Source organism: Paenibacillus sp. LX16, assembly GCF_036252815.1.
GTDB classification, from domain to species: Bacteria; Bacillota; Bacilli; order Paenibacillales; family Paenibacillaceae; genus Paenibacillus; species Paenibacillus polymyxa_B.
Genome location: NZ_CP141152.1, coordinates 5,544,581 through 5,568,220 on the forward strand (window position 1 = coordinate 5,544,581; position 23,640 = coordinate 5,568,220).

Consider the following 23,640-nt stretch of genomic DNA (forward strand, 5'->3'; position numbering starts at 1 on the left):
GAGAATAGTTGACAGTTTACAAACACCTAGATATGATACTTCTGTAAAGTTAACGATAACCTAATAACTTATTTTCCGAAGGAGGCTTTGTCTCTTGGAAACACTACTGGACGAAATTAGACAGGAATGGAAGGAACACATACTCCCGTTCTGGCTTGGACTGAAGGATGAGACACACGGTGGGTTTTACGGCGAGGTGGATGTGGATCTGCACACTCATAACCAAGCCGACAAAGGCGGGATTGCCACTGCACGGCTACTCTGGTCATTCTCGGCGGCTACCCGTGTAACAGGGGAAGATACCTATGCAGAAGCCGCACGACATGCATTCACATTCCTGCGAGATCACCTGCTTGATCCATTACATGGAGGAATGTACTGGATGGTGGACTACACCGGGCAACCCGTGGACACGTGCAAGCATGTATACGCGCAGGCATTCGCGATTTATGCGCTGGCAGAGTATGCACGAGCCACGGACGACCCGAATGCATTACCACTAGCTATGGAGCTGTTCCACCTGCTGGAGCAAAAAGGATACGATCCCGCCCGGCAGGCATACGGCGAACAATATGACCGCTTGTGGAACACGCAGCCTAATGAGCTGCTCAGCGAAAATGGAGTTACCGCGCATATCACCATGAATACGCATATTCATGTTTTGGAAGCGTATACCCAATTGCTGCGCGTCTGGCCAAATGAAGAGGTTCGAGATGCACTGACGAACGTACTGGATATTTTATATCGTCGTGTTTACGATGCTTCTGCCCGACGATTGGGGGTATTCTTCGATCGTGAATGGCGCTCTCTGCTTGATCTGACCTCATACGGTCACGACATCGAAGCCAGCTGGTTGATTGAGGACGCTATGAATGTACTGGGTTATTACCCGTCAGAATACGTGGATATGGTGATGGATATTGCCAATGCGGTAGCAGAGCGCGCTGTTCAGCCAGACGGATCGCTCATCAACGAGCGGGAAGGAGAGCGGGTAGACACCTCACGTATTTGGTGGGTGCAGGCCGAGGGGATGGTTGGTTTTTACAATGCGTTTCAAGGTACAAATGACGAACGATTTTTGCAAATTGTGCGTAATCTGTGGGCCTATACTCGGCAATATATCATAGATCCGCGCCCCGGAGGCGAATGGTTCTGGTCAGTTCAAGCGGATGGTAAGCCTGATGCGAGAGAGATTGCAGGACCCTGGAAGTGCCCTTATCACAACAGCCGATTTTGCATAGAAATGCTAGAAAGGATGGAAGACCAATGATCCATAGCAAATACAATGAGCTGCGGTTGCAGCAAGAGGAACTGATTACACGCCCCAATGGGGTTAAAACTACCTTTTATAATGGTATCTACGAACGCTACATCTACCCAGTGCTCACACGCCATCATGTTCCACTTCACTGGCGGTTTGATCTGGATGCGCAAACCAACCCCTTTTTCATGGAGCGGCTGGGTGTAAATGCGGCATTGAATCCAGGGGCTATCTATCATGATGGAAAATACATTCTTGTTTCGCGCACCGAGGGACTGGATCGAAAGTCATTTTTTGCTTTGGCAGAGAGCGATAACGGCATTGATCAATTTCGATTCATTGACGCTCCCCTAGTATGGGAGGATATCGACCCGGAAGAAACAAATATGTACGATATGCGGCTGGTGAAGCATGAGGACGGCTGGATTTACGGTATTTATTGCTCAGAGAAAAAAGACCCTGACGCGCCACCTCACGATACCTCCAGTGCTGTCGCTCAGGCTGGACTGGTCCGCACTCGTGATCTTCGTACATGGACCCGGCTTCCCAACATCACTACCCAGTCCCCACAGCAGCGCAACGTTGTTCTGCACCCTGAATTTGTGGACGGTCAATACGCCTTCTATACTCGTCCTCAGGACGGGTTTATTTCCACCGGCTCGGGCGGTGGCATCGCCTTCGGCCTGTGCAAAGATATTACACAGCCCGTAATTGAACACGAAACCGTCATTGATGAGCGCTGCTATCATACGGTGTACGAAGCCAAGAACGGGCAGGGTCCCGCCCCGATTAAGACGAAGCTCGGCTGGATTCATATCGCTCACGGGGTACGCAATACAGCCGCCGGGCTGCGGTATGTGCTGTATACCTTTGCCACCAGTCTGGAAGACCCTACGCGCGTCATTGCCAAGCCTGGCGGGCACTTCCTGGCTCCTTATGATGAGGAACGCGTGGGCGACGTTTCGAATGTTATTTTTTGCAACGGGGCTGTTGTTAACGAGCAAGATGAAGTCTTTATCTACTACGCATCTAGTGATACCCGTATCCACGTGGCGACGACCACCATCGCTCGACTGGAGGACTACACCTTCAATACACCATCCGACCCGCTGCGCTCTCTCAGCAGCGCCGCTGTTCGCCGTGATCTGATTCATCACAATGAAGCGCTATTGCAAGCACACTCCCGTCCTTCCCAGCGGACATAAGCCGCAGGCTTTATCCGGCTTGCGGAACCATGTATACTATCCATAGAACAACTGTTACCCGCAGGCTAACAGTTGTTCTATGGGCAGCCATGCTGCCAGTCTTTGTATCTTTACAGGACCGCTTTGCTGCTATGTCTTTGTATCTTTACAGGCAGCTAAGCTACTAGTATATTCCCCCAGCATTTTGCATCCATTATTTGGATTTAGGCAAGATGCTTATCTTTTTAAAATTGGAAGGCGGAACAGGAATGAAGAGCAACGTAACGATGCGGGATATTGCAGATAAGCTGGGAGTAAGCAGCGTGACCGTGTCGAAGGCGCTCAATGACAAGGATGGGGTTAGCGAGGAGCTAAAAGAGCGTATTAAGACGCTCGCGGGCGAAATGGGTTATCGTTTCAATACCGTTGCCAAGTCCATGAAGGAGGGCCTCACCTATAACATTGGTGTTGTCATTCCCGAACGTTTTACCGGCCCTGGCCAATCGTTTTATCTGCACATCTACCAGCAAATTTCACGGGCACTGGAGCCATACGGCTACTACGGCATCCTTCACATCCTCCATCGCGAAGACGAAGAACAGCTTAATCTGCCACGTATCTATTACGACCGTAAGGTGGACGGCTTCATTCTCCTGGGCCAAGTGAGCAAGCCATATATTGAGCTTGTACAAACCATGGAACTGCCCAAAATGTTTCTCGATTTTTATGATGAGCATGCCGATATCGACTCCGTGGTGACGGATAATTTTTACGGAGCCTACGAGCTGACCAACTATTTGATCGCCCAGGGACATCGGGATATTGCATATGTGGGTAATATCTATTCCACCAGTAGTATTCAGGATCGTTTCCTCGGCTACTATAAATCCTTGCTGGAGCACAGGTTGCCTCTCCGTAACGAGTGGGTGCTCAGTGACCGGGACGATGAAGGTACTTATGTTGAAATGGAGCTTCCTCAGCCGCTACCAACTGCCTTTGTATGTAACTGCGATCAGGTCGCTCACAATCTGGTGCATAAGCTCATTGGCCTGGGATACCGCGTACCTGAAGACTGCTCTGTCGTCGGCTTTGACAACGATGTATACGCCACTCTTATTGTTCCGCAACTGACCACGGTCGGAGTAGACATCGAGCAGATGGCACGTACCGCGATTGATTCGATGATGAAAAAAATAAGCCATCCCGGCAGCCGCTTTGGTCGAGTCCTGGTGCAGGGACATATTGTATATCGTGATTCCGTGCAGCCCATCCAGAGACCATGATCAATGCATATCTTACTTTGGGGAGAGGCCATCGCTATTCTCAATTTTCCACAACCAAAAGCCGCTCAGCATGTCGCTGGAGCGGCTTTTGACGTTCATAAATTCTGCAGTGTGATCATCGTACTCACATTCAATTGTAGATTTTGCAAAATCCTGGATTAGGAGCGCTGGGCGACAAAGGAATTGCCCGCCCGATTGAGAATCGGCAGCATCCGCATTTCTTGCCCCATCGAGGCTTGGCAAAATGGACAAGCTGGCTCGTTCAAAAAGGTGAAATCCGTTCGCATCCAACCGTTGCAACCCTCGTTTGTACACGACCAAATAGCCGTATTTTCCTCTGGAATGATTTCCGGGGCCTGGCGTCTGTACATCTATATCCCCCCTCGGTTTTTATAGGGTAATATCCCCTGTCGGCTTACTGTTAATTCCCACCTGTCCGGGTATTAATATGCTCCAACCTCCAAAAAATATGCGCAATTTACCAAAATGTTTATTTACGGATAGCCTTGGTCCAGAAGCCGCCATGAAACTGCTTCGGCTCTACCGTAATGACAAAAGCCTTAGGATCCAGCTCCAGAATGGACTGATACAGCTTATTCTGGTTTTTCCGTTTAGCCAAAATTTCCATCACCAGGCGCTCTCCATCACGCCCACTGCCCAGCCAGGCTGTAACACCGTATCCTTTGTCCCGCAGCGCATTGGCAATTCCTCCATTGATCTCATTACTGATCACCTTAACGGTGACATAACCAAGCGCTATTTTTTCCTCAATCCATGCTCCAATAAGAATGCCCAATGCATAGCCAATGGCGTATACTGCAAGACTTGCCACTTGATCCAGGTACTTAAGCACAACATTCAAGCCCAACACATAGACCGTAACTTCCACGGTGCTAATGAGCGCAGCAATGTACTTCTGTCCTTTCAACGTCAGAATCATGCGTAGTGTATACGCCGATACGTAAATAATTTGAATAACAAGAATAAACAATAAAATTTTGAGCATGCGCTCACTCCCCACTTCACGTTCTGATTTAACCCGTATCCCACATTATACCCCCGTCTGTGATATACAGCCTCTGGTTTCGTATTACCCTCACTCGGGTAATGACTAACTACAGCATGCTGAATGAAAGTTCGATCACATAAGGAGGGCTACAACATGAAGGATAACGGAACTAGCGATAAAATTAAAGGTAATGTGAACAAAGCCAAAGGTGAAATCAAGGACCAAATCGGGAACGCTACCGATAATAAGTCCCTTCAAGCCGAAGGTAAACTGGATAAGGCCAAAGGCCATCTTCAGGAAACAGCAGGCAAACTGAAGGACGGCAAATAATCCTGAATGGATAACCTCGACGCACTGTTTCACCAACAAGTCTCGCTGTCTTGTGCAGCGGGCTTGTTTTGTGTTGTTCGGATACTTTTGGAAAAACTTTTGCGCAAATAGGGCAACTTTTACGGTTGCTGTTGCGTCTAACCAATATAAGCACAACCCATAATGACTCTTCCAACCTGTTGGATTTTGTAGGCATTAATGTTACTCTAGTCTATGAACCAGGCTATAATTCTTAAATAAAGGGGTAGACCAACGAATGAAATCACTGAAATCTATCAAAAAACCTGTCATCATCACTGCCGTATCCGCCTTGGCCATATCCGGGGCTCTTTTCAGCCAATCCACATATGCCGCACAAGTGACTAAGCCGATCCAAGCAGTATATAACAATATTAAAATTATCTACAACGGAACCGAGGTTCCTGCTGATGCCAAAACAGAACCGTTCCTGCTGGATGGCGTAACGTATATCCCACTGAAGCTGGCAGGTACAGCTTTGGATAAAAAGGTAACATGGGATGGTACAAACAAACGCGTAGTCATTGCCGACAACGGCGTTCCGATTGATCAGTCTACAGTTACGGCGTTGAACAACCAGATTACGACGCTGACTCAAGAGCTCAACACAGCGAAAGCAGCGAACACGACGAAGGACGCTACCATTGCTCAATTGCAAAAAGACAATCAGACGCTAAAAGATGAAGCGAGCAAAAATAGTTCTAGCACCTTGAAGGATCTTCAAAAGGAGCTGAACGATGATCACAGCGATGACTACGATACTAATTCGGATATTGAGCTCAGTGGCAACAAAAACGATATTACAGTGACCATCGAAATGACGAAATCCAGATGGGAAGGTTTATCCAGCAGCAAACAAAGAACCTATCTGGAAGATATCGTTGAAGATATTTTGAAAGAGTACAAAGATGCCGAGGTAGAGGGTACGGTTAAGAACTCTAGTAATAGAGATAAATTAGCAACCTTTACAACCAATAGCAGAGGCGATGTTACGATTAAAAAAGTAGGTACATCTTTCGACGCAAGCAGTATCCAACGTGATTTATTCAACAGATACAGCAGCTACGCCGGATACGGCTTTGATTTCAGCGTAAGAGGCGACAGCAGTAAAGCTGACGTGGATGTGTATGTAAATCTAGATGATTGGAACAAAATGTCAAGTTTACAAAGAAGCAACCTGACAGATGGCATTATTGATTTTCTTAAAGACGAAGAGTCCATTGATAGAGTCAATGGAACTATACGCAACAAGGACAACCGCAACCTAATTACTAACTTCTAAATATAAATAAAAAAGCGACAAAGGCCATGAAGCCTTTGTCGCTTTTTTATGATGTACAATCAATATGCATTCCACTACTTAATCAATCTACCTACGGAAGTAATATATTTTATATAGTCTTTATCCGCATCGATTGTATCAATATTTCTCGTATAAACCAGATTACCGGGACTGGTTATTTTAACTTTGTAAAACATACTGGGTTTAGAATATGGATTTACACTATAGGTTCCTTTGCTATAAATAATCAGAGGATTAAAGTCGATTTGCCTGGAAGCAGGTGATAAGCTACTCTCGTACATAGCATAAATATTTAATAACTCTTCTTTTTGATCCCAGTCAAAGGAAATAAGATCAAACGCATTCGCGTCAATGACTTGGGCCAAGTCTTGTCCCTTAAATTTCATAAGAACTGGACTTTCCGTAAAGCTATCATGTCTTAGTTTCAATAAGCCACGTTTGGGATCCCATTCCATCTTCGCATCTGTATCCTTCAACAAAATGGATACCGGCAAAAACATCGCGTTGCTTTTCATGATGGGGACGGTGTCCATGGTCATTGGCTCACCGTTAACTGATATTTCGGGTGATCCAATCGTTGCCGTTACATTACGGTCCAACAGATCAACAGAAGCGGTTTTGTTCGCTGCATTATAAGTTACTTTACCGCCCAGCATATCCTCAGCCACTTGGAGCGGTATAAGCAGTCTTCCCTTCTTATCCACAAAGGGGGATGCAGGGTAGGTGTATAAAACGTAATGATCATTGACCTTCAGGTGTATGGGGGTATGATCTTGAGCCGATGCCAAATTCGAGTTTGTAGTAGCAAAACTTAGTACAATCATAAGGCAGACCAACAGTCTGATTTTCATAATGCTCTCCTTTGTTAGCGTTTAGGTTAAAACAACAATTTGTTCAAGTAACAGTTCTTACGACTTATTTTTCATAACTAGCTTATCCTCACAAAAACATAACGTCAACCATAATTTATAATTTTTACCTAAATAAAGATCATCTCCCGAAAGACTCAATCTAAAATAATGGGGATTCATCTTACAGGTATACCTCTGTGTTAGATGCTAAAACCTTCCTTATAGCCATATAATTCATAAATACATTAATAATATTTATAAATAGAAAGGTATTTAGCAATGAAAGCAGAATATATCTCTGTATTCCAATTTAGAAAGGGACAAATGTGTATGATGAGAAGTTTTGTTAAGCGTAAGGTCAGGAAAAGTATTGCAATAACACTAACATTATTATTAGCAATCGCAAGCGCACCATTAGGTGCAATAGACGCGGCGGCAACGGTGCCAGACCAGAACAATAAGCAGGATGCGCCAACCTTCTCTAATGTATCGGTTCATGACCCTTCCATTGTCAAAGATGGTGACACTTATTATGTATTTGGATCACATATCTCTGCGGCGAAGTCAAAAGATCTTACAAACTGGACTTCTTTTGCAAACGGTTACACTACGCCTGGGAACACACTTTACGGGGATTTATCGAAGAATCTGGCCGGATCTTTCGCTTGGGCGGGTGAGAATGATGCGGACAGTAAGGGAGGATTCTCGGTATGGGCGCCCGATGTATTTTGGAATGAGCATTATGTCAATGAGGATGGGACAAAAGGGGCATATATGATTTATTATAGTGCATCTTCCACCTACATTCGTTCCGCGATCGGCATTGCAGTTGCACCCAAAATCGAGGGTCCATATCAATATGTGGATACCATTATCCACACTGGTTTTACGAAGGAGACTGCATTCGATAAAGATAGCAAAGTGGATAAAAAGTGGACAAATACGCCGATTCAACAACTCATTAAGGAAGGCAAGCTTAAGGGTCCCAGACCGGGATGGTTTAATACCGATGGTTCTTATGCGAATCGGATGTTCCCAAATGCAATCGATGCAAGCGTTTTTTACGATGCAAACGGGCGCTTGTGGATGACGTATGGTTCATGGTCCGGGGGAATATTTTTACTCGAGCTAGATAAGGCAACTGGCAAACCCATGTACCCAGGTCAAGATGGAACTACGGAGGACGGCCGTCTGATTGATCGTTATTTTGGCACCAAGATCGCAGGTGGATACGGTGAGTCAGGGGAAGGTCCATATATTGAATACAACCAGGAGACGGGGTACTACTATTTGTATGTAACCTACGGCGGTCTTGCAGCGGACGGAGGGTATAACATGAGGTTATTCCGTTCCAAGAGTCCGACAGGACCTTATAAGGATGCCAAAGGGCAAAATGCTGTTCTGCCAGCAAACACCAAAAATACAACTTATGGCAACAAGTTGATAGGTAATTTCTTGTTCGATAGTAAAATAGGAGACCCCGGTACAGGCACTGGCTACGGCTATGTTTCCCCTGGACACAATTCTGTATACACCGATCCTGCTACTGGACAAATGTTTGTCGTCTTTCATACCCGATTCCCTCAGCAGGGGGAGACACATGAGCTGCGTGTACACCAAATGTTCATGAATCAGGAGGACTGGCCTGTCGTAGCTCCTTACCGTTACGGTGGCGAGACGCTTACAAAGCTGGATGAGAAACAATTCATTGGCGATTATCAATATATTAATCATGGCAGTGATTCTTCGGCCACGATCAAGAATACACAATTTATTCAGCTTAGAGCAGATCATACCATCGAAGGCGATGTGCAAGGAACATGGCGCAATTCAGGGGATGCGAATATCCAATTAACACTGGATGGTGCTGTATTTGATGGGGTGTTCTTAAGACAATGGGATCAGGTTTCGAATCAATACATCCTGGCGTTTACAGTTTTATCAAATAAAGGTGATATGGCTTGGGGCAGTAAGCTCCCTGATATGACCGATACGACAGTAGTGGACAGTGTGTATCGTGAATTAGATCTTGGCGATACAAGTCGGGTGACGACTAGCCTGAATCTTCCGAAGGAAGGCAGTCGGCAATCCCGGATTACCTGGAAACCTTCAGACCAAAGCGTCATTACGGATACAGGTGAAATCAAACGTCCAGGAATCGGAGAAAAGGCTGCATCTGCCACTTTAACAGCTACCATTACCAAAGGAGAACGTAGTCGGGACAAAGTTTTTAACATCACGGTATCCCCTTATGAGAAGGCAACATTGACTGCGTCATACACATTTGAAAATAATCTGGAGGATCAGCAAGATGCTTTTGCTAATGGCGAAGTTATCGGTGACCAAATCGATCGCCAGGGAGGAAGTGTATCCTACGCTGAAGGCGTAAAGGGCCAAGCTATAGTCCTTGATGGAAAATCAGGCATTGCTCTGCCCGAAGGACTCATATCCAGCTCAGCATATTCCGTGTCACTGTGGGTAAAACCAAGCGAATTGACTGTTCATACACCAACTTTCTTTGGAGCTATGGATAGTAATCACTGGATTAGCCTTTTGCCCAGAGGACCTGAGAAGGATAACACAATGGTCTGGTCCGGCAGCTCATCTTGGTATACCGGCAGTACTGGCCTAAAGATCAAAACAAATGAATGGACCCATCTCGCCTTCACTGTAGATCGTGGGGTGTTAGCTGTGTATGTGAATGGCAAGCTTCAATTTACCGGCTCAGGATTCCCAGATGTCTTTACCTCCAAATCTGGAACATTCAGCTTAGGTGTCAACTGGTGGGACCCTGCGTTCAAAGGATCTATTGATGAGCTGAGTATATTTGAAGGTGCGCTCCCCCCTGTACAGGTGGCAGAGTTAGCAAAGATGAAGTGAATTAAGACTAATGAATCGTAAGCAACTCTAGTGTCGAAAAGAAAAGCTACAAAAAAAGAGAGCGCTGAATAGCGCTCTCTTCCAATGAAACGTATAAAATATAAGGAATATTAATAGGCCAATGCAAAAAGTCCTTTGATATGGGACAAGTAACGGATGTTACTGCCTTCTTTCATCAAAGTAGCTACAGCGCCTTTCAGTTGGGTGCCATTCGCGCCTACAGTACCGATCGCGTCTGTTCTGCCCAAGCTGCCCAGTGTACCGGAGAATACTGGTGTAAAGCTTTCCATTTTCGCTCCGTTGAAATAAGCGAAGATGTTGTAACCAACTAATTCGCCCATTTGCCAAGCCAACTGTGCAGTTGGAGGGTATGGACGCTCGCCTTCAGCCGGGAACACCACTGCGCTGTCGCCAGCGAGGAAGATGTCTTCGTGAGAAGTCGATTGCAGTGCACTATTCACAGTTGCGCGACCACGGTTTACTTCGATACCAGATGCGCCAACCAGTGCATTACCTTGTACGCCGCCTGTCCAGATCAGTGTGTTCGTTTTAATCGAACGTCCGTCTTTCAAGAGAACTTCGTCAGCTTTCATTTCTGTAATCGGAACACCCGCTACGATTTGAACGCCACGTTTTTCAAGGCTTGTTACTGCACGATCAACCAGTGGTTGAGGGAAGCCTGCCAAAATAGATGGTCCAGCTTCTACGCAATACAAGTTGATATCTTCGTAGTTAATACCTTTTTCGCGACAAATTACAGGCAATTTGTCAGCATATTCGCCCACCAGCTCAACACCTGTCAGACCGCCACCACCGATAACGATTGTAGCGTCTGCTTGGTTACCGGATTGCTTGTAAGCATCCAGACGAGCTTCCACATGTGCACGAATACGATTGGCTTCTGCCACTGATTTCAGCGTGAAGCTATGCTCTTGCAGTCCTGGAATACCGAAGTAAGCCGTTTCGCTGCCCAGGGAAATAACGAGAGCGTCATAGCTCAACGTAGCGCCACTGGCCAAGGTTACTTTTTTATCGTCAGGCTTGATTTCGGAAACAGTATCCACTTTCAGGATAATTTCTTTGTTACGCAGCAGTTTTTCCAAAGGAAGCGCAACAGCTTTTTCGGCAATTGTACCTGCCGCCAAACGGTGCAGTTCCGTAATAATTTGGTGCGACGCAAAGCGGTTAACCACTGTAATGGTTGCTTGGCTAGCGTCCATATGCTGGCGTGCTGTAAGAGCGGCCAGCAATCCGCCGTATCCGCCGCCCAAGATCAAAATTTGCTTCGACATGTCCATCCTCCGTTCTTGATCAGGTAATTATTTGCTTTCGCGTTGGCGCTCATTCAGAATATCCAGGAAAGCCTGGCTGAAACGCAGCGTTTTTTGTACATTCGGATCTTTAAGCATTTTGAGCAGGCCAAACAGACCTACACTGCCGTCCGTAGTTTGTACGCGGTCATTTGCTTCAATCGCAGCAGATGCCAATCCTTTAGCCGATTCTGTTACAGGCTTCACAAACTCTCCCATGGAGCTTTTCATATCTCCGATAAAGACAGGGTCAGTTGCCAGACTGCGAGCTACATCATAAGCATCGGTCATCAAAGTAACCATCTCAGTCAACTTTGGCAGATTCTCTACCAGTACGGTCAGCGATTGCTGAACCTCCGGTTTCATCAATTGGTCCAGTACATCCCGAGACTCTTTGGTAGCTTCTTGTGTTACTGCCACCTCTTGTTGGTTTTCAGACATGCGTGAACGTCCTCCTTTACTGTGAAAATAGAAGTCCATTCCTTTCTCGTAACCTGTATCCATAAACTCTAGCAATAAAACGTTCATCGAATTCACGCCCTTAAACATGCAAGAAGCACAGCTAAAACCGGCCTATACCCTAAAGGGCAAGACTGATTTATCGCAGATGCCAATTGTATATTGCTCAGACGGTATTCTGTTGTTACTGCTGCGGAATATTCCACGAAGCGCTCCTTCGTGACTACAACAGGCCGAAACGGAACCCTATACCTCTATATTACACCTTTCACGACACAATCGTCGAAGAAATTTTAAATTTGCACAAATTTCCGCAAAATTTTTATTGTTATTTTAGATAAAAATTAGAATAAGCTCGATTTTTGTCCAAGTTTCCCTTAAAAGAAGGGTCATTTTATGCTAGAGGAGGGTAATAGAGAGCGTGCGTTTCAGTTCGATAATATGAAAATAACACAAAATATATTCATACGGAGGCCCAATTATCACCACTTGTGGGGCAGGCGGACAAGCTGCATTAGCAGCTTATACACTCCAGCAGATGGGCTTTACCAATGTAGCTTTTATCGAAGGTGGAACAACAGCCTAGAAAGAATCCGGCTTTGAAGTAGAACGGTACTAGGGACCTAAGCTCCAAGGATCGCTCTATGTTCGTAGGTTGTCTTCAGAAGCATCAGGATTATCAGGTGCCTTGAAATCATCAGGAGACGGCTGCGGCACACCAGACTCAATGAACTCATCTACATCGCGGGCAGCCTTAACTTGATTGCATTCATTGCAAGCACATACACAATTGACAGGCGTCGTGTGACCCCCTTTTGCTCGAGGCAGTAAATGATCAATCGTGTCACCGTAGCCTCCGCAAAAGAAACAAGTATAGCGGTCACGCTTAAGCACATATTGGCGAAATTCCTTGTTGCTATACAGTCTGCGCACGGTGTATGGATTAACAATCACCGCCATACGCTCTCTGACCAGGGTCATGGCCAGATCAAGCTCAATCTCTTGATGCCAGCGTCTCCCCTGGTCGGTTTTGCCTCTTAGCCGAATCATGCCATTGCGATTGAGCCGCAACGCCCGGGTATCCGCAGGCTTCAGCCTGCTAAGCAGATGCCGAACCCGTTGCCGGTGGCGCTCACGCGCTTTATCCGTGACCGGCTTCCTGCGGGGGCGTTGTGCCTCCATAGGTAGCGACGCCTGCAGGCTGTGCGCAGCCGTATTTGCTTCAAGGCTATGCTGCGTCACGGGAGCAGCCGAGGGATTTGTTTCCTCGCCGGAGGGAGCGGACGTAGCCGCACGTTCTTGCGGAGCCAACCCCCGGCAGGAACGGCAAGGACCACGCCGGGAATAAGGACCAGCCCGGCGACCCGTTCTGCGCTGAAAGTCCGTTAAAGGTTTCATCTCCTGACAATACGTACATTTTTTAATCAGCGGTTTGCTCGCTTCATCCTTGTTCTGCTGCGGTTCTGTCACGTCCACCCCTCCTTTCCTCTGTTGCTCGTGCTTCACGGTTTGCCCAAAACCCGAACTATTGTTAAGTTAGATTCATTTTACCGTTTTCACGTTCCCTTTTCTAGCTATGGAGTCGTTATGAACACTCAGGTATAACAAATTTTAATGATTTAGCATACGTTATACAGCGATCCTTGTTCTTCATTCAGCATCATATTGACCGTCTGACGTTTAGCCCCCCTCACTTGGTGGGTAACTTGTTATATATGAAGGAGGGACGCACATGAAAAGGAACCATACGATGATGCAATTTTTCGAGTGGAATGTCGAAGCTGACGGTTCTCACTGGAAAAAGCTTGCCCGCCTGGCACCGGAACTGAAGGCCAAAGGAATTGACGCGATATGGATTCCACCTGTCACCAAAGGCCAATCGCCCGAGGATACGGGATACGGCGTCTATGACCTTTACGATCTGGGCGAATTTGACCAAAAAGGTGCGGTGCGCACCAAATACGGAACCAGGGAAGACTTACTGGAGGCTGTTGCCGCCTGTGTTCGCCACGGCGTGGCCGTCTATGTCGATCTGGTCATGAACCATAAGGCTGGCGCCGATGAAACCGAAGTATTCAAGGTCGTCGAGGTCAACCCGGATAACCGCAATGAGGTCATTTCCGAGCCCTTTGATATCGAAGGTTGGACTAAATTTACGTTCCCCGGCCGTCAAGGTCAGTATTCCACATTTCAATGGAACTTCGAACATTTTAACGGGACCGATTATGATGCAAGCCAGGACCGGACAGGAATCTACCGTATTTTAGGTAAAAATAAAAGCTGGAGCGAAAATGTAGATGATGAATTCGGCAATTATGATTATTTAATGTTCGCCAATATTGACTATAATCATCAGGATGTGCGCAAGGAAATGATTCGCTGGGGCAAATGGCTGGTGGATACTCTGCAATGCAACGGATTTCGACTGGATGCGATCAAGCATATTAATCATGAATTTGTACGTGAGTTCGCGACAGAAATGATCAAAAAGCGTGGGCAGGATTTTTATATGGTAGGCGAGTTTTGGAAACCGGATCTGGAATCGTGTCAAAAGTTCCTGGATACCATTGATTATAAAATCGACCTGTTTGACGTATCCCTCCACTACAAACTACATAGCGCTTCCTTGGGTGGCAAGGATTTCGATTTAAGCACCATTTTCGAGGATACGCTTGTTCAAACCCATCCCCTGAACTCGGTTACTTTTGTCGATAATCATGATTCCCAACCACATGAAGCGCTCGAATCCTGGGTGGAGGACTGGTTTAAGCCCAGCGCCTATGCACTCATCTTGCTGCGCAAAGACGGTTATCCCTGCGTATTCTATGGCGATTACTACGGTATCCAGGGACAAACGCCCGTCAAAGGCAAGCAGGCTGAGCTAGACCCGCTTCTTTATGCCCGGTACCATAAAGCTTATGGTGAGCAAAAAGATTATTTCGATGATCCCCATACGATTGGATGGGTTCGTCAAGGCGTGCCTGAGCTGGAAGGCTCCGGATGTGCTGTGGTGATCACCAACGCAAATGACGGAGAAAAGCGCATGTTCGTAGGCAAACAACGTGTAGGGGAAGAATGGATGGATTTGACCGGACATCACGATCATACCGTAAAGATTGAGCAGGATGGCTACGGCATATTTCCCGTTCGTGCCGGCAGTGTATCGGTGTGGGCACTTCCCGCAGAGGAAGACAGCCAGGAAACAGAAGAAGAAGCGAACGCTTAATCTATACCAACACAAAGAGGACAGGATGCGAGGAAGCGCCCTGTCCTCTTTGTGTATGAAAAGTCACTCCGTTACCTTGCTTTGATTGGCCACAGCCTGTTTCTTTGCCTCTACATGACTCGGATCACCGAGATAAAAGCGCCGGATGGGATCTATATGCTCATCCAGCTCGTACACCAGTGGAATGCCTGTCGGAATATTCAAATCCAGTAATGCGGTTTCGTCCAGATTCTCCATGTACTTGATTAAGGCCCGTAAAGTATTACCATGTGCAGAAATAATAACTCGATCCTTTTTAAGAATCAAAGGCACAATCCGCTGCTTCCAAAACTCGCCGACCCGATGCACTGTGTCCTCCAGACTTTCCCCAAGCGGCAGCTCTTCTGGCTTAATATTGCGATAACGCTCTTCCCGATGCGGACTCCGCTCGTCCTGCTCATCCAGCATGGGGGGCCGCACCGTCAGACTACGCCGCCAGATATGAACCTGCTCCTCGCCGTATTGCACGGCGGAATCCAGCTTGCTAAGCCCTTGAAGAGCACCGTAATGGCGTTCATTCAGCTTCCATGACTTCTGCACAGGTATCCACAGATGATCCAGCTCATCCAAGATGTGATACAGCGTACGGATAGATCGTTTTAGCACAGAGGCAAATGCCAAATCAAACGTATAACCAGCCTCCTTGAGAATACGTCCCGCCTCAATGGCCTCATGAGTCCCTTGTTCAGTCAGGTCCACGTCCGTCCAGCCCGTAAACAGGTTTTGTCGGTTATACACGCTCTGTCCATGCCTAACCAGCACCACTTGATACATGCACTCACTCCTCTCCTGTCTGTCTTTATGTTTTACCCAACTTCTATGTATTTAACGTAAAATGCAATTTTTAAACCGTCTATTTAATACAAAAAAGGACGGCATTCAGCCATCCTTTTCTTCTCACTCTGCACTTAGTCCCTCTTACTGAACTTGGCCAACAGATCCAAAATCCGTACATACAGCCATACTAGAGTCACCAGCAATGCAAAAGCACCATACCATTCCATATATTTGGGTGCACCTTGATCTGCTTGCTCTTCAATAAAATTGAAATCAACCAGCAGATTCAAAGCCGCAATGATCACGATAAATAAACTAATACCAATACCCAGCCAACCCGTTTCATGGATATACGGAACATTCATACCGAAAAAGTTCAACATAAAATCAACCAGCGTCACCAGAAAAATTGCCATCGTACACAGGACAACGAATGAGATAAAGCCGCGTGTTACCTTGATGATTCGCTGTGTGTACATAAAGAGCATCAAGAACAAGATACCCACGGTCAGCAAAATGGCATTGGCCACAATCCCAGGATACTCATACTCCATAAAAGCTGAAATGCCACCCAAAGCAAAACCACTCAGAATCGCATATACAGGGGAGAGTATCGGAGCCGATTTGGGAAAAAAGGATATCGCAAGTGCTACGCCTGCCATACCAATAAATCCTGCCGTCAGCAAGGATAGTACCTCTACGGTTCCTTCGTAGGTCATGTACCAGGTAATACTGCCAGAGACGATGAGCAGAACCAGCAGAAGCAACGTTTTGTTCACCGTTCCTCCGATGGTCATGCGTTGTTCGCTAGCTTCTCTTTCATCTTCGCGCAAAAAGATGTCATCACGTAAAACCGGATTGCTAAAGCTCATACAGGGTACTCCTTTTCAATGTTGTTGTTTGCTATGCTATATGTATATATCGGCACAATATGAAAAAAGTTTCAGAAAATTTCAAACAAAAAAAACTCTAACCTTGCCTTTCGGCAAAGCTAGAGTTAGAGGGTCAAGTCGTTACAAGTTAAAAATCAGCGGTAGCAATTTGGATTGTACCTGTTACTGCTCCAACTGGAGTCGCCTGAAGAGCAGCTACCAGCAACAAAGCAACTTCTAACGTAAGGCTGTTGCCCGCCGGGATAACATAAGTGATCACAGGAGCATTGACACGGGTAACTACAAGATCGACCGGATTGGCACCCGTATTATTCACGGTAATTGTAGCATTATTACCGCCTCTCAGGTTTTCAAAAAAGGACTTACCCACACCAGCAGCAAGATTGTAGAATTGCGAAGGTAAAAGAATCGCCATAATTTTCACCTCCCTTGCGTTTGATAGTGTATTCTATGCTTCCAATCTATGAACGTAACGTTAAGTGACTCAGTAATAAGACACAATTTAAAAGACTCATAGATTAACGTACCCTATATATGTAAAAAGGAGTCGCCCTCTCAGATCCTTTACAGAATCTGCGGACAACTCCCTTTTTTAAATAATGGAAGTCTCCAACGGTATAAAAGCGGCTAGTAGGATTGCGTGATGCCGTTGAAGTCCTATTGTACAATGATGTTTAATTCCTGCGGACTGAAACGGAAAGGGGCGGAAACCTTCACGCGGATATTGCCAGCCTCCCCCTTCGTACGAATCCAGAATGCAATACGTCCTCCAATCAGAGATAAGCTCGAAGGACCGATCAATTCACCCATTCCCTTGATCTCCACCGAAACTGGATCTGCATAGAACGGCAAGACATTACCATATTCGTCCAAAGCGTCTACTACTACTCGGGTTACGTCCCAATCGCCAGCTTCCAGCACCATATCATCTGCAGCTACGCGTAGCTCTGTCGGCACCGGATTACGTGAATAGTTTCTGCGTATCACTTCTTGCCCATCTACGTACCCAATGAATACAGCGTCTTCCCACTTCATGCCCCAGTGGCCTGTCAGCTCGTCGATCACGACAGGGGGGTGAGGAAGCGCCGGGTACTTCTCTCGGTTCGGACGATAAACACCTTTGCGCTCATGACCGTAGATAAACTCCACCTCATCGCAATTGGTGAACACGACCAGCGGCACGATGCCTCCGATATTCCGCTCGCCACGCGACCAGTAAGTAACCGGCTCCATAACGATTTCCTGTTCGACGTTCTTCTGGCTCCGGTACACGCTCGCTGCAAATTTAGGCAGGCGGAACATATCCATGACACCGTGGTAGCAGATTTTATCACCGGAACCAAAATCAGCATGTGTGTTATAGTCAAAAGCACACCAGCCAATCGCTCCGGCAATGCCCTCATCGGCATAGGAAGCATTTTGGACCCGCGTATGGCGCAGTGCATGCTCCATTACCCGTTCCTCCTGGTCAAAACGCTTGGTCGGGTACATATGCCCGTTATATTCCGTTACCAGATAAGGGACCGGATGATCCAGCTTTGTAACGAGAGACGGCTGGCGCAAGCCTGTCGTTTCGCCATCTACGCCTTCTGTATCGTCATACGTATCAAAATTGCGGATTTCCTTCGCCAAATATTTTTTGTGCCCACCATCATGAACAAAATCATTTATCGTATATACATCTTCCAGCAGCTCACTGCCTACAATATAACGTACGCCACCCGTAGCACGGGTCGGATCTAGCTTTCGTGCTAGCTCATTGGTACGCGTGTACAGATCATGGTCATCCTGCGACTCATTAATTCGTACCCCCCAGATTACAATGGAGGGATGATTACGATCACGGATAATCATGTCCTCTACGTCCCTCACTGCCTGCTCCTTCCACGCTTCACCGCCAATATGCTGCCAACCCGGAATCTCTTCGAAAACGAGCAATCCGATCTCATCACAGCGGTCTAGAAAATGACGGGACTGAGGGTAGTGGGATGTCCGTACCATATTCAGCCCCAGCTCCTCCTTGAGCACATCTGCATCACGACGCTGCGCTCTTTTGGGCATAGCATAACCAACGTACGGATAGGACTGGTGACGGTTCAGGCCAAGCAGCTTGATCTTCCGCCCGTTCAAGTAAAAACCGTCCGGCTGAAATTCGGCCTCGCGGAAGCCAAAGCGCACGGTCACCTGATCCAACTCTTCTCCGCCTCGTAGCAGCGTCAGCTTCGCTTCATACAGCTTGGGATCATCTATATCCCAAAGCCGCAGGCCGCCCAGCTCTTTCAGCTCCAACGTTACTTCCGCCGCCGTCACCGCTGCCAGCTCGGTCTCCGCCTTCACGCTCGCTCCGTCCAGCAATTGCAGTGCGACCGTCAAGTCGTCCTGCTGATCGCCGATGCCCTCCAGCTCCACGACCACGCGCACCGCCTTATTTGCCGCAAGCGGCTCCGGTGTCTGAATGAATATCGTTCCAAGGTGTACAGGCTCCACTATTCGCAGCTGTACTTCGCGGTAAATACCGCCGTAGGTCAGATAGTCAATGACTGCCCCAAAGGGAGGGATGTCGTCCCGCTCCGTGGAATCGACAATGACTGTGAGCACATTGGAGCCGCCATACCCGGCAAGTTCGGTCAATTCAACACTGAACGGTGTATATCCACCTTTATGCTCCCCCGCTTTTACCCCGTTTAGATATACCTGGGCATAGGTCATGACTCCTTCAAAATCAACATACACTCGCTTACCTTTGGCATCTGCCGGAATGTCCAGCTCTCTTTTATACGTAGAAATAAACTGAAATGCCTTGTCGTCAAAATAATTGTACGGAAGCTCTACATTCGTGTGCGGCAGCTGAACCGGCTCATACCGACTCGCATCAATGCCTGCGCTTACTTCGCTCTCGACATATTCAGGAAGGTAAAACCATTGGTCATTCAACGGCAAAATGGTACGCATGGGCAGTCACCTCAACCTTTTATTTTCCACTCTTATACCATAGTAAAATATTTGAGTAAAAAATATGAGTAAAACTTATGAGTAAAACTTAGTAAAATAAATATATGTTCAATGTAAGCATTTACAAGACAATTGTCAATCCAATTTTGTATCTTTTTATAATCAAAAAAACAGCCCCGGAAGGCAGGGCTGTCCAAATCCATAACGTTGATTTTATTTGGCATCGGTATGTAGCGGCGCACTGCTGTTGCGAATCATTAGCTCGGTCGGAATGATGACCTTGCGCCCTACCTCGTTGGGACCGTTGCGTACCGTATGCAGCAAGAGCTGAACGCCCGTTTCTCCCATCAGTTCGGTATGCGTTTTGACCGTTGACAGAGATGGGGTCAAATATTCCGCTGTCGGAATATCATTGAAGCCAACAATTGAGATCCGTTCCGGCACCGCAAGGTGATGCTGCTCCAGCGCCTTCAACACGCCAATAGCCACCGAATCGCTCGCGACAAAGAAAGCTGTAGGCAGGTTTTCGGGTCCTGCCAGAATAGCCGCTTCCATCGCACGGAAGCCGTCTGCCGCCGTTCCACCGCACACATGAATATCATTCGACGTGCACAGCCTGTGCTGTTCCTGATACCGCAAAAACGTCTCATAGCGGGCATCTAGCTCGACTCGTTCGGAATCATGGGACTGCTCATCTTTGCCCATACCTACATATCCGATGTGACGATGGCCTGCGCCCATCAAATAATCTAGTGCATCAGCCGCAGCGTGGGCAAGGTCAATAACCACATAGTCTGCCCCTGTACGCTCTACCGGATGATCCAGAAAGACGCAAGGAATGGGCAGCTCCAGCATACGTTCTACCTCTTCGCTGCTAAAATGCCCCAGCACGATCAGTCCATGTAGCCCTTCGGATGATGCCTTCAGCGCAGTCAGGTCCTCTCTTCTGAAAATACGCTCCAGCTGCGCCCCGCTTTGGCGGCACTCTTTTTCCACGCCAAACCGGATAGACAGATAATAAGGGTCTTCCAGTTCCTCGTACGCGCTAAACCAGTGCACCATACCCAACCGGATGGGTCCCTCTGCCTTCTTGCGGGGCTGACGACCAATACCGCCATTTTTACGTTTAACCGTCGTATATTTCATACGCTCGGCAACCTCAAAAATTTTACGCCGCGTTTCCTCTGATACAGACAGTGTTTCATCATAATTCAGCACTCGGGAGACCGTGGATATCGAAACCTCTGCCTCCTGGGCGATATCTTTTAACGTAGGCATTGCAGACTCCTTTAATCATTTTACTCTATTTTTACTTTTATTTTACTATTATCCCCAAAAGGTTCAACCATTTTTTTCATATTATAAGCCTAATCATGATAAAATACGTACCATAATAGAAATGACACCAAGGAGGATACAAACATGAAACAGGAACTGATTGACCGCCTGACTACATATGTTCAGGTAGATACCCAATCTGATGAAAGCAGTCACACTTGCCCCACTACACCCGGACAGCTCACATTGGGCAACCTCTTGGTGGGCGAATTGAAAGCCATTGGTATGACAGACGTAACTATTGATGATCATGGTTATGTGATGGCGACCCTTCCTTCCAATACGGATAAAGAGGTTCCCGTCATCGGTTTTCTCGCTCACCTCGATACGGCTACCGAGCTGACTGGCGCAGGGGTAAAGCCGCAATTGACGGAAAACTATGATGGGGGCGATATCACGCTGAATGCTTCGCTTGATGTGGTTCTTTCTCCACGTGAGTTTCCCGAACTGACTCAATATAAAGGCCACACCCTGATCACAACAGATGGTACCACCCTGCTCGGTGCAGACAACAAAGCCGGGATCGCAGAAATCATGACAGCTATCCACTACCTGATTGACCATCCAGAAATTCAACATGGCAAAATTCGCGTTGCTTTTACACCGGACGAAGAGATTGGAAGAGGACCGGAACGCTTTGATGTAGCCGCTTTTGGCGCTGAATATGCCTATACGGTAGACGGCGGACCGCTCGGAGAACTGGAGTATGAGAGCTTTAACGCTGCAGCCGCCCATATTACCATTCACGGTGTGAACGTGCATCCCGGTACTGCTAAAAACAAAATGATCCACGCTGCCAAAATCGCTATGGAGCTGCACAGTCGGTTACCTGCAAACGAAGCCCCAGAATATACAGACGGATATGATGGCTTCTATCATCTCTTGGAGTCTACAGGCACGGCAGAACAAGCTAAGCTATACTATATTATCCGTGATTTTGACCGCGAGAGCTTTGAAAACCGGAAAGCTTATTTAACAAATGTAGTTAAAGAGCTGCAGGCCGCATATGGAGAAAACCGTATTGCGCTGGAATTGAGAGATCAGTATTACAACATGAAAGAGAAAATAGAGCCAGTCAAGCATATCGTCGATGTCGCTTATGAAGCAATGACAAAGCTGAATATCGAACCGATTATCAAGCCGATTCGTGGCGGTACAGACGGTTCACAGCTATCCTACATGGGACTGCCTACACCGAATATTTTTACAGGTGGGGAGAACTACCACGGTAAGTTTGAATATGTGTCGGTGGACAACATGGTACTTGCTACTAAGGTTATTGTGGAAATCGCACAACTGTTCGAGCAACGCGGCAAGTGAACTACCTATACACAGCACTGACACGTTAAGATTAAATAGAAGGCATATCGTTCCGTAATGGAAACGGTATGCCTTTTTTCTGAAGCTTTCATTTCCCTTTAAATTTTCAATATCTTTTATAACTTTTATCTTTCTTTAGACCGACAACTATATACGAGACTATAAAAAATATATCTAGTAAAGAAAGGTAGGTTGTCTATTGGAATACAATAGATGCATTAATTGCAGCCATTCCCTACATACAACAGATTATGCGTGAGAAAGTGACCCTTGCTCTCTTCGATCGCACTCATGTCCTTATGTATACCCAATCGGAGGGTATGAACCTCGGCTTTGAAACGGGCTCGGAACTGCTCGAGGACTATAAAGATTTTGCCATGCTTAAAAATGGACGTGAGCCCAGCCTGACTCACATTCCTGCTGAAATTCTAGGGTTTCCCCTTGATATGATCAGTATTCCTGTATTTGACGAGAAAGGTGAAGTCATCGCAGCATTTGCAGCCTCTTATAATTTGACTAACAAAAATCAACTGGATCAAATCGTATCCGAGAACCGCTCCATCACCGAACAGCTCATTGATATGGTACAGCATGTGGCGGCTCATTCCGAGGAGCTTCAGGCAACCAGTGAACAGATTTTGAAAAACACCCAAATCGCCGTACAAAACTCGGGTAAAATCAATCAGGTAGCTGTGTTCATCAAGGAAATTTCCGATCAGACCAACCTGCTTGGATTGAATGCAGCGATCGAAGCCGCACGTGTCGGAGAAGCAGGAGCAGGCTTTGGTATCGTCGCTCAAGAGGTGCGCAAGCTATCCGTAGAATCCAAAAAGGCGACGGTCGATATTGAAGGAGCCCTTAAGGATGTACAGAACTCCATTCGTCAAATGGAGCAGGAAATTGAGCAAATTGTTTCTTCTTCTCAGGAGCAGGCGACTCTGGTAGGCTCTTTCACTGAAGTGATGGAGCGTATGCAAAAGGCGAGTGAAACGATGCAACATCTAGCCAATGACCTGACTTCGTATGTCGTAAAATAAATCTTGGCATAAAAAGGGGAGCACACTTATCGCAAAATGCGTAAAAGTGTGCTCCCTTTATTTACAATAGCCCTATCGGGCTTAAGGGTCTAAATCTGAAACTCAAGCAGTATAAGAAAAAACACCATGATTTGAAGGAATCACAGGGTCTAATCCTCCCCAATTATTTC

20 protein-coding genes and 1 pseudogene are annotated in these 23,640 nt (G+C 46.8%); 10 read left to right on the forward strand and 11 right to left on the reverse strand.

What is annotated here, in order from left to right:
• The first annotated feature begins 94 nt into the window (after nt 1-94).
• The 3 genes from T3H97_RS24865 (at nt 95) to T3H97_RS24875 (ending at nt 3,728) form a co-directional block, all read left to right on the forward strand.
• On the forward strand, nt 95-1,270 hold the full coding sequence (locus T3H97_RS24865) for an AGE family epimerase/isomerase (RefSeq protein WP_328801186.1): 1,176 nt from the start codon (nt 95-97) through the stop codon (nt 1,268-1,270).
• Nucleotides 1,267-2,466: a glycoside hydrolase family 130 protein gene (locus tag T3H97_RS24870; RefSeq protein ID WP_134903305.1), complete on the forward strand. Its 1,200-nt coding sequence runs from the start codon at nt 1,267-1,269 to the stop codon at nt 2,464-2,466. Before T3H97_RS24865 ends, T3H97_RS24870 begins: the two co-directional genes overlap by 4 nt.
• Nucleotides 2,467-2,714: 248 nt before the next feature.
• Nucleotides 2,715-3,728 (forward strand): substrate-binding domain-containing protein, encoded by a 1,014-nt coding sequence (locus T3H97_RS24875; RefSeq protein WP_167686432.1) that lies wholly within the window; start codon nt 2,715-2,717, stop codon nt 3,726-3,728.
• A 158-nt stretch (nt 3,729-3,886) separates the two neighbouring features.
• On the opposite strand, the gene T3H97_RS24880 is transcribed toward T3H97_RS24875, so the two are convergent.
• A complete protein-coding gene (locus T3H97_RS24880) occupies nt 3,887-4,099 on the reverse strand; it encodes a cold-shock protein (RefSeq protein WP_025721956.1) in 213 nt (70 codons plus the stop codon).
• Between the two features lie 119 nt (nt 4,100-4,218).
• Entirely contained in the window at nt 4,219-4,734 is a 516-nt protein-coding gene (locus tag T3H97_RS24885; RefSeq protein ID WP_023990890.1) for a DUF2179 domain-containing protein, read from the reverse strand.
• A 156-nt stretch (nt 4,735-4,890) separates the two neighbouring features.
• On the opposite strand from T3H97_RS24885, the gene T3H97_RS24890 reads away from it, so the two are divergent.
• Both T3H97_RS24890 and T3H97_RS24895 read left to right on the forward strand, forming a co-directional pair.
• Nucleotides 4,891-5,067, forward strand: coding sequence for a CsbD family protein (locus T3H97_RS24890; protein ID WP_013312524.1), 177 nt, complete (start codon nt 4,891-4,893; stop codon nt 5,065-5,067).
• Nucleotides 5,068-5,323: 256 nt separating this feature from the next.
• Nucleotides 5,324-6,367 (forward strand): stalk domain-containing protein, encoded by a 1,044-nt coding sequence (locus tag T3H97_RS24895; protein ID WP_328801187.1) that lies wholly within the window; start codon nt 5,324-5,326, stop codon nt 6,365-6,367.
• A 74-nt stretch (nt 6,368-6,441) separates the two neighbouring features.
• Here the strand turns inward: T3H97_RS24895 and T3H97_RS24900 are convergent, their stop codons facing one another.
• Nucleotides 6,442-7,239 (reverse strand): copper amine oxidase N-terminal domain-containing protein, encoded by a 798-nt coding sequence (locus T3H97_RS24900; protein WP_328801188.1) that lies wholly within the window; start codon nt 7,237-7,239, stop codon nt 6,442-6,444.
• A 330-nt stretch (nt 7,240-7,569) separates the two neighbouring features.
• On the opposite strand from T3H97_RS24900, the gene T3H97_RS24905 reads away from it, so the two are divergent.
• A complete protein-coding gene (locus T3H97_RS24905; RefSeq protein WP_328801189.1) occupies nt 7,570-10,119 on the forward strand; it encodes a LamG-like jellyroll fold domain-containing protein in 2,550 nt (849 codons plus the stop codon).
• A 110-nt stretch (nt 10,120-10,229) separates the two neighbouring features.
• Here T3H97_RS24905 and T3H97_RS24910 read toward each other — a convergent pair whose 3' ends face one another.
• Both T3H97_RS24910 and T3H97_RS24915 read right to left on the reverse strand, forming a co-directional pair.
• Nucleotides 10,230-11,411: an NAD(P)/FAD-dependent oxidoreductase gene (locus T3H97_RS24910; protein ID WP_328801190.1), complete on the reverse strand. Its 1,182-nt coding sequence runs from the start codon at nt 11,409-11,411 to the stop codon at nt 10,230-10,232.
• Nucleotides 11,412-11,438: 27 nt separating this feature from the next.
• On the reverse strand, nt 11,439-11,870 hold the full coding sequence (locus T3H97_RS24915) for a DUF1641 domain-containing protein (protein WP_250240769.1): 432 nt from the start codon (nt 11,868-11,870) through the stop codon (nt 11,439-11,441).
• Nucleotides 11,871-12,363: 493 nt separating this feature from the next.
• Here T3H97_RS24915 and T3H97_RS24920 point away from each other — a divergent pair.
• Nucleotides 12,364-12,474: pseudogene (locus tag T3H97_RS24920) on the forward strand (rhodanese-like domain-containing protein); the annotation flags it as partial.
• Nucleotides 12,475-12,530: 56 nt separating this feature from the next.
• On the opposite strand, the gene T3H97_RS24925 reads toward T3H97_RS24920, so the two are convergent.
• Entirely contained in the window at nt 12,531-13,358 is an 828-nt protein-coding gene (locus T3H97_RS24925; protein WP_328801192.1) for an HNH endonuclease, read from the reverse strand.
• A 262-nt stretch (nt 13,359-13,620) separates the two neighbouring features.
• On the opposite strand from T3H97_RS24925, the gene T3H97_RS24930 reads away from it, so the two are divergent.
• Complete coding sequence (locus tag T3H97_RS24930; RefSeq protein ID WP_328801193.1) at nt 13,621-15,114, forward strand: alpha-amylase; 1,494 nt, start codon at nt 13,621-13,623, stop codon at nt 15,112-15,114.
• Nucleotides 15,115-15,177: 63 nt separating this feature from the next.
• Here the strand turns inward: T3H97_RS24930 and gpmA are convergent, their stop codons facing one another.
• The 5 genes from gpmA to T3H97_RS24955 form a co-directional block, all read right to left on the reverse strand.
• Nucleotides 15,178-15,927, reverse strand: a complete 750-nt coding sequence (gpmA, locus tag T3H97_RS24935; protein WP_328801194.1) for a 2,3-diphosphoglycerate-dependent phosphoglycerate mutase — start codon at nt 15,925-15,927, stop codon at nt 15,178-15,180.
• A gap of 134 nt (nt 15,928-16,061) precedes the next feature.
• Entirely contained in the window at nt 16,062-16,802 is a 741-nt protein-coding gene (locus T3H97_RS24940; protein WP_272639434.1) for a Bax inhibitor-1/YccA family protein, read from the reverse strand.
• 148 nt (nt 16,803-16,950) lie between these two features.
• Nucleotides 16,951-17,238 carry a hypothetical protein gene (locus T3H97_RS24945; protein ID WP_013312533.1) on the reverse strand — a complete coding sequence of 96 codons (288 nt, stop codon included), beginning with the start codon at nt 17,236-17,238 and terminating at the stop codon, nt 16,951-16,953.
• 242 nt (nt 17,239-17,480) lie between these two features.
• A complete protein-coding gene (locus tag T3H97_RS24950) occupies nt 17,481-19,775 on the reverse strand; it encodes a glycoside hydrolase family 2 protein (protein ID WP_328801195.1) in 2,295 nt (764 codons plus the stop codon).
• Between the two features lie 213 nt (nt 19,776-19,988).
• Complete coding sequence (locus tag T3H97_RS24955; RefSeq protein ID WP_328801196.1) at nt 19,989-21,053, reverse strand: LacI family DNA-binding transcriptional regulator; 1,065 nt, start codon at nt 21,051-21,053, stop codon at nt 19,989-19,991.
• Between the two features lie 144 nt (nt 21,054-21,197).
• Here T3H97_RS24955 and pepT point away from each other — a divergent pair, with 144 nt between their 5' ends.
• Both pepT and T3H97_RS24965 read left to right on the forward strand, forming a co-directional pair.
• Nucleotides 21,198-22,433 (forward strand): peptidase T, encoded by a 1,236-nt coding sequence (pepT, locus tag T3H97_RS24960; protein ID WP_328801197.1) that lies wholly within the window; start codon nt 21,198-21,200, stop codon nt 22,431-22,433.
• Nucleotides 22,434-22,684: 251 nt separating this feature from the next.
• Complete coding sequence (locus T3H97_RS24965; RefSeq protein ID WP_328801198.1) at nt 22,685-23,470, forward strand: methyl-accepting chemotaxis protein; 786 nt, start codon at nt 22,685-22,687, stop codon at nt 23,468-23,470.
• Nucleotides 23,471-23,640: the final 170 nt, after the last annotated feature.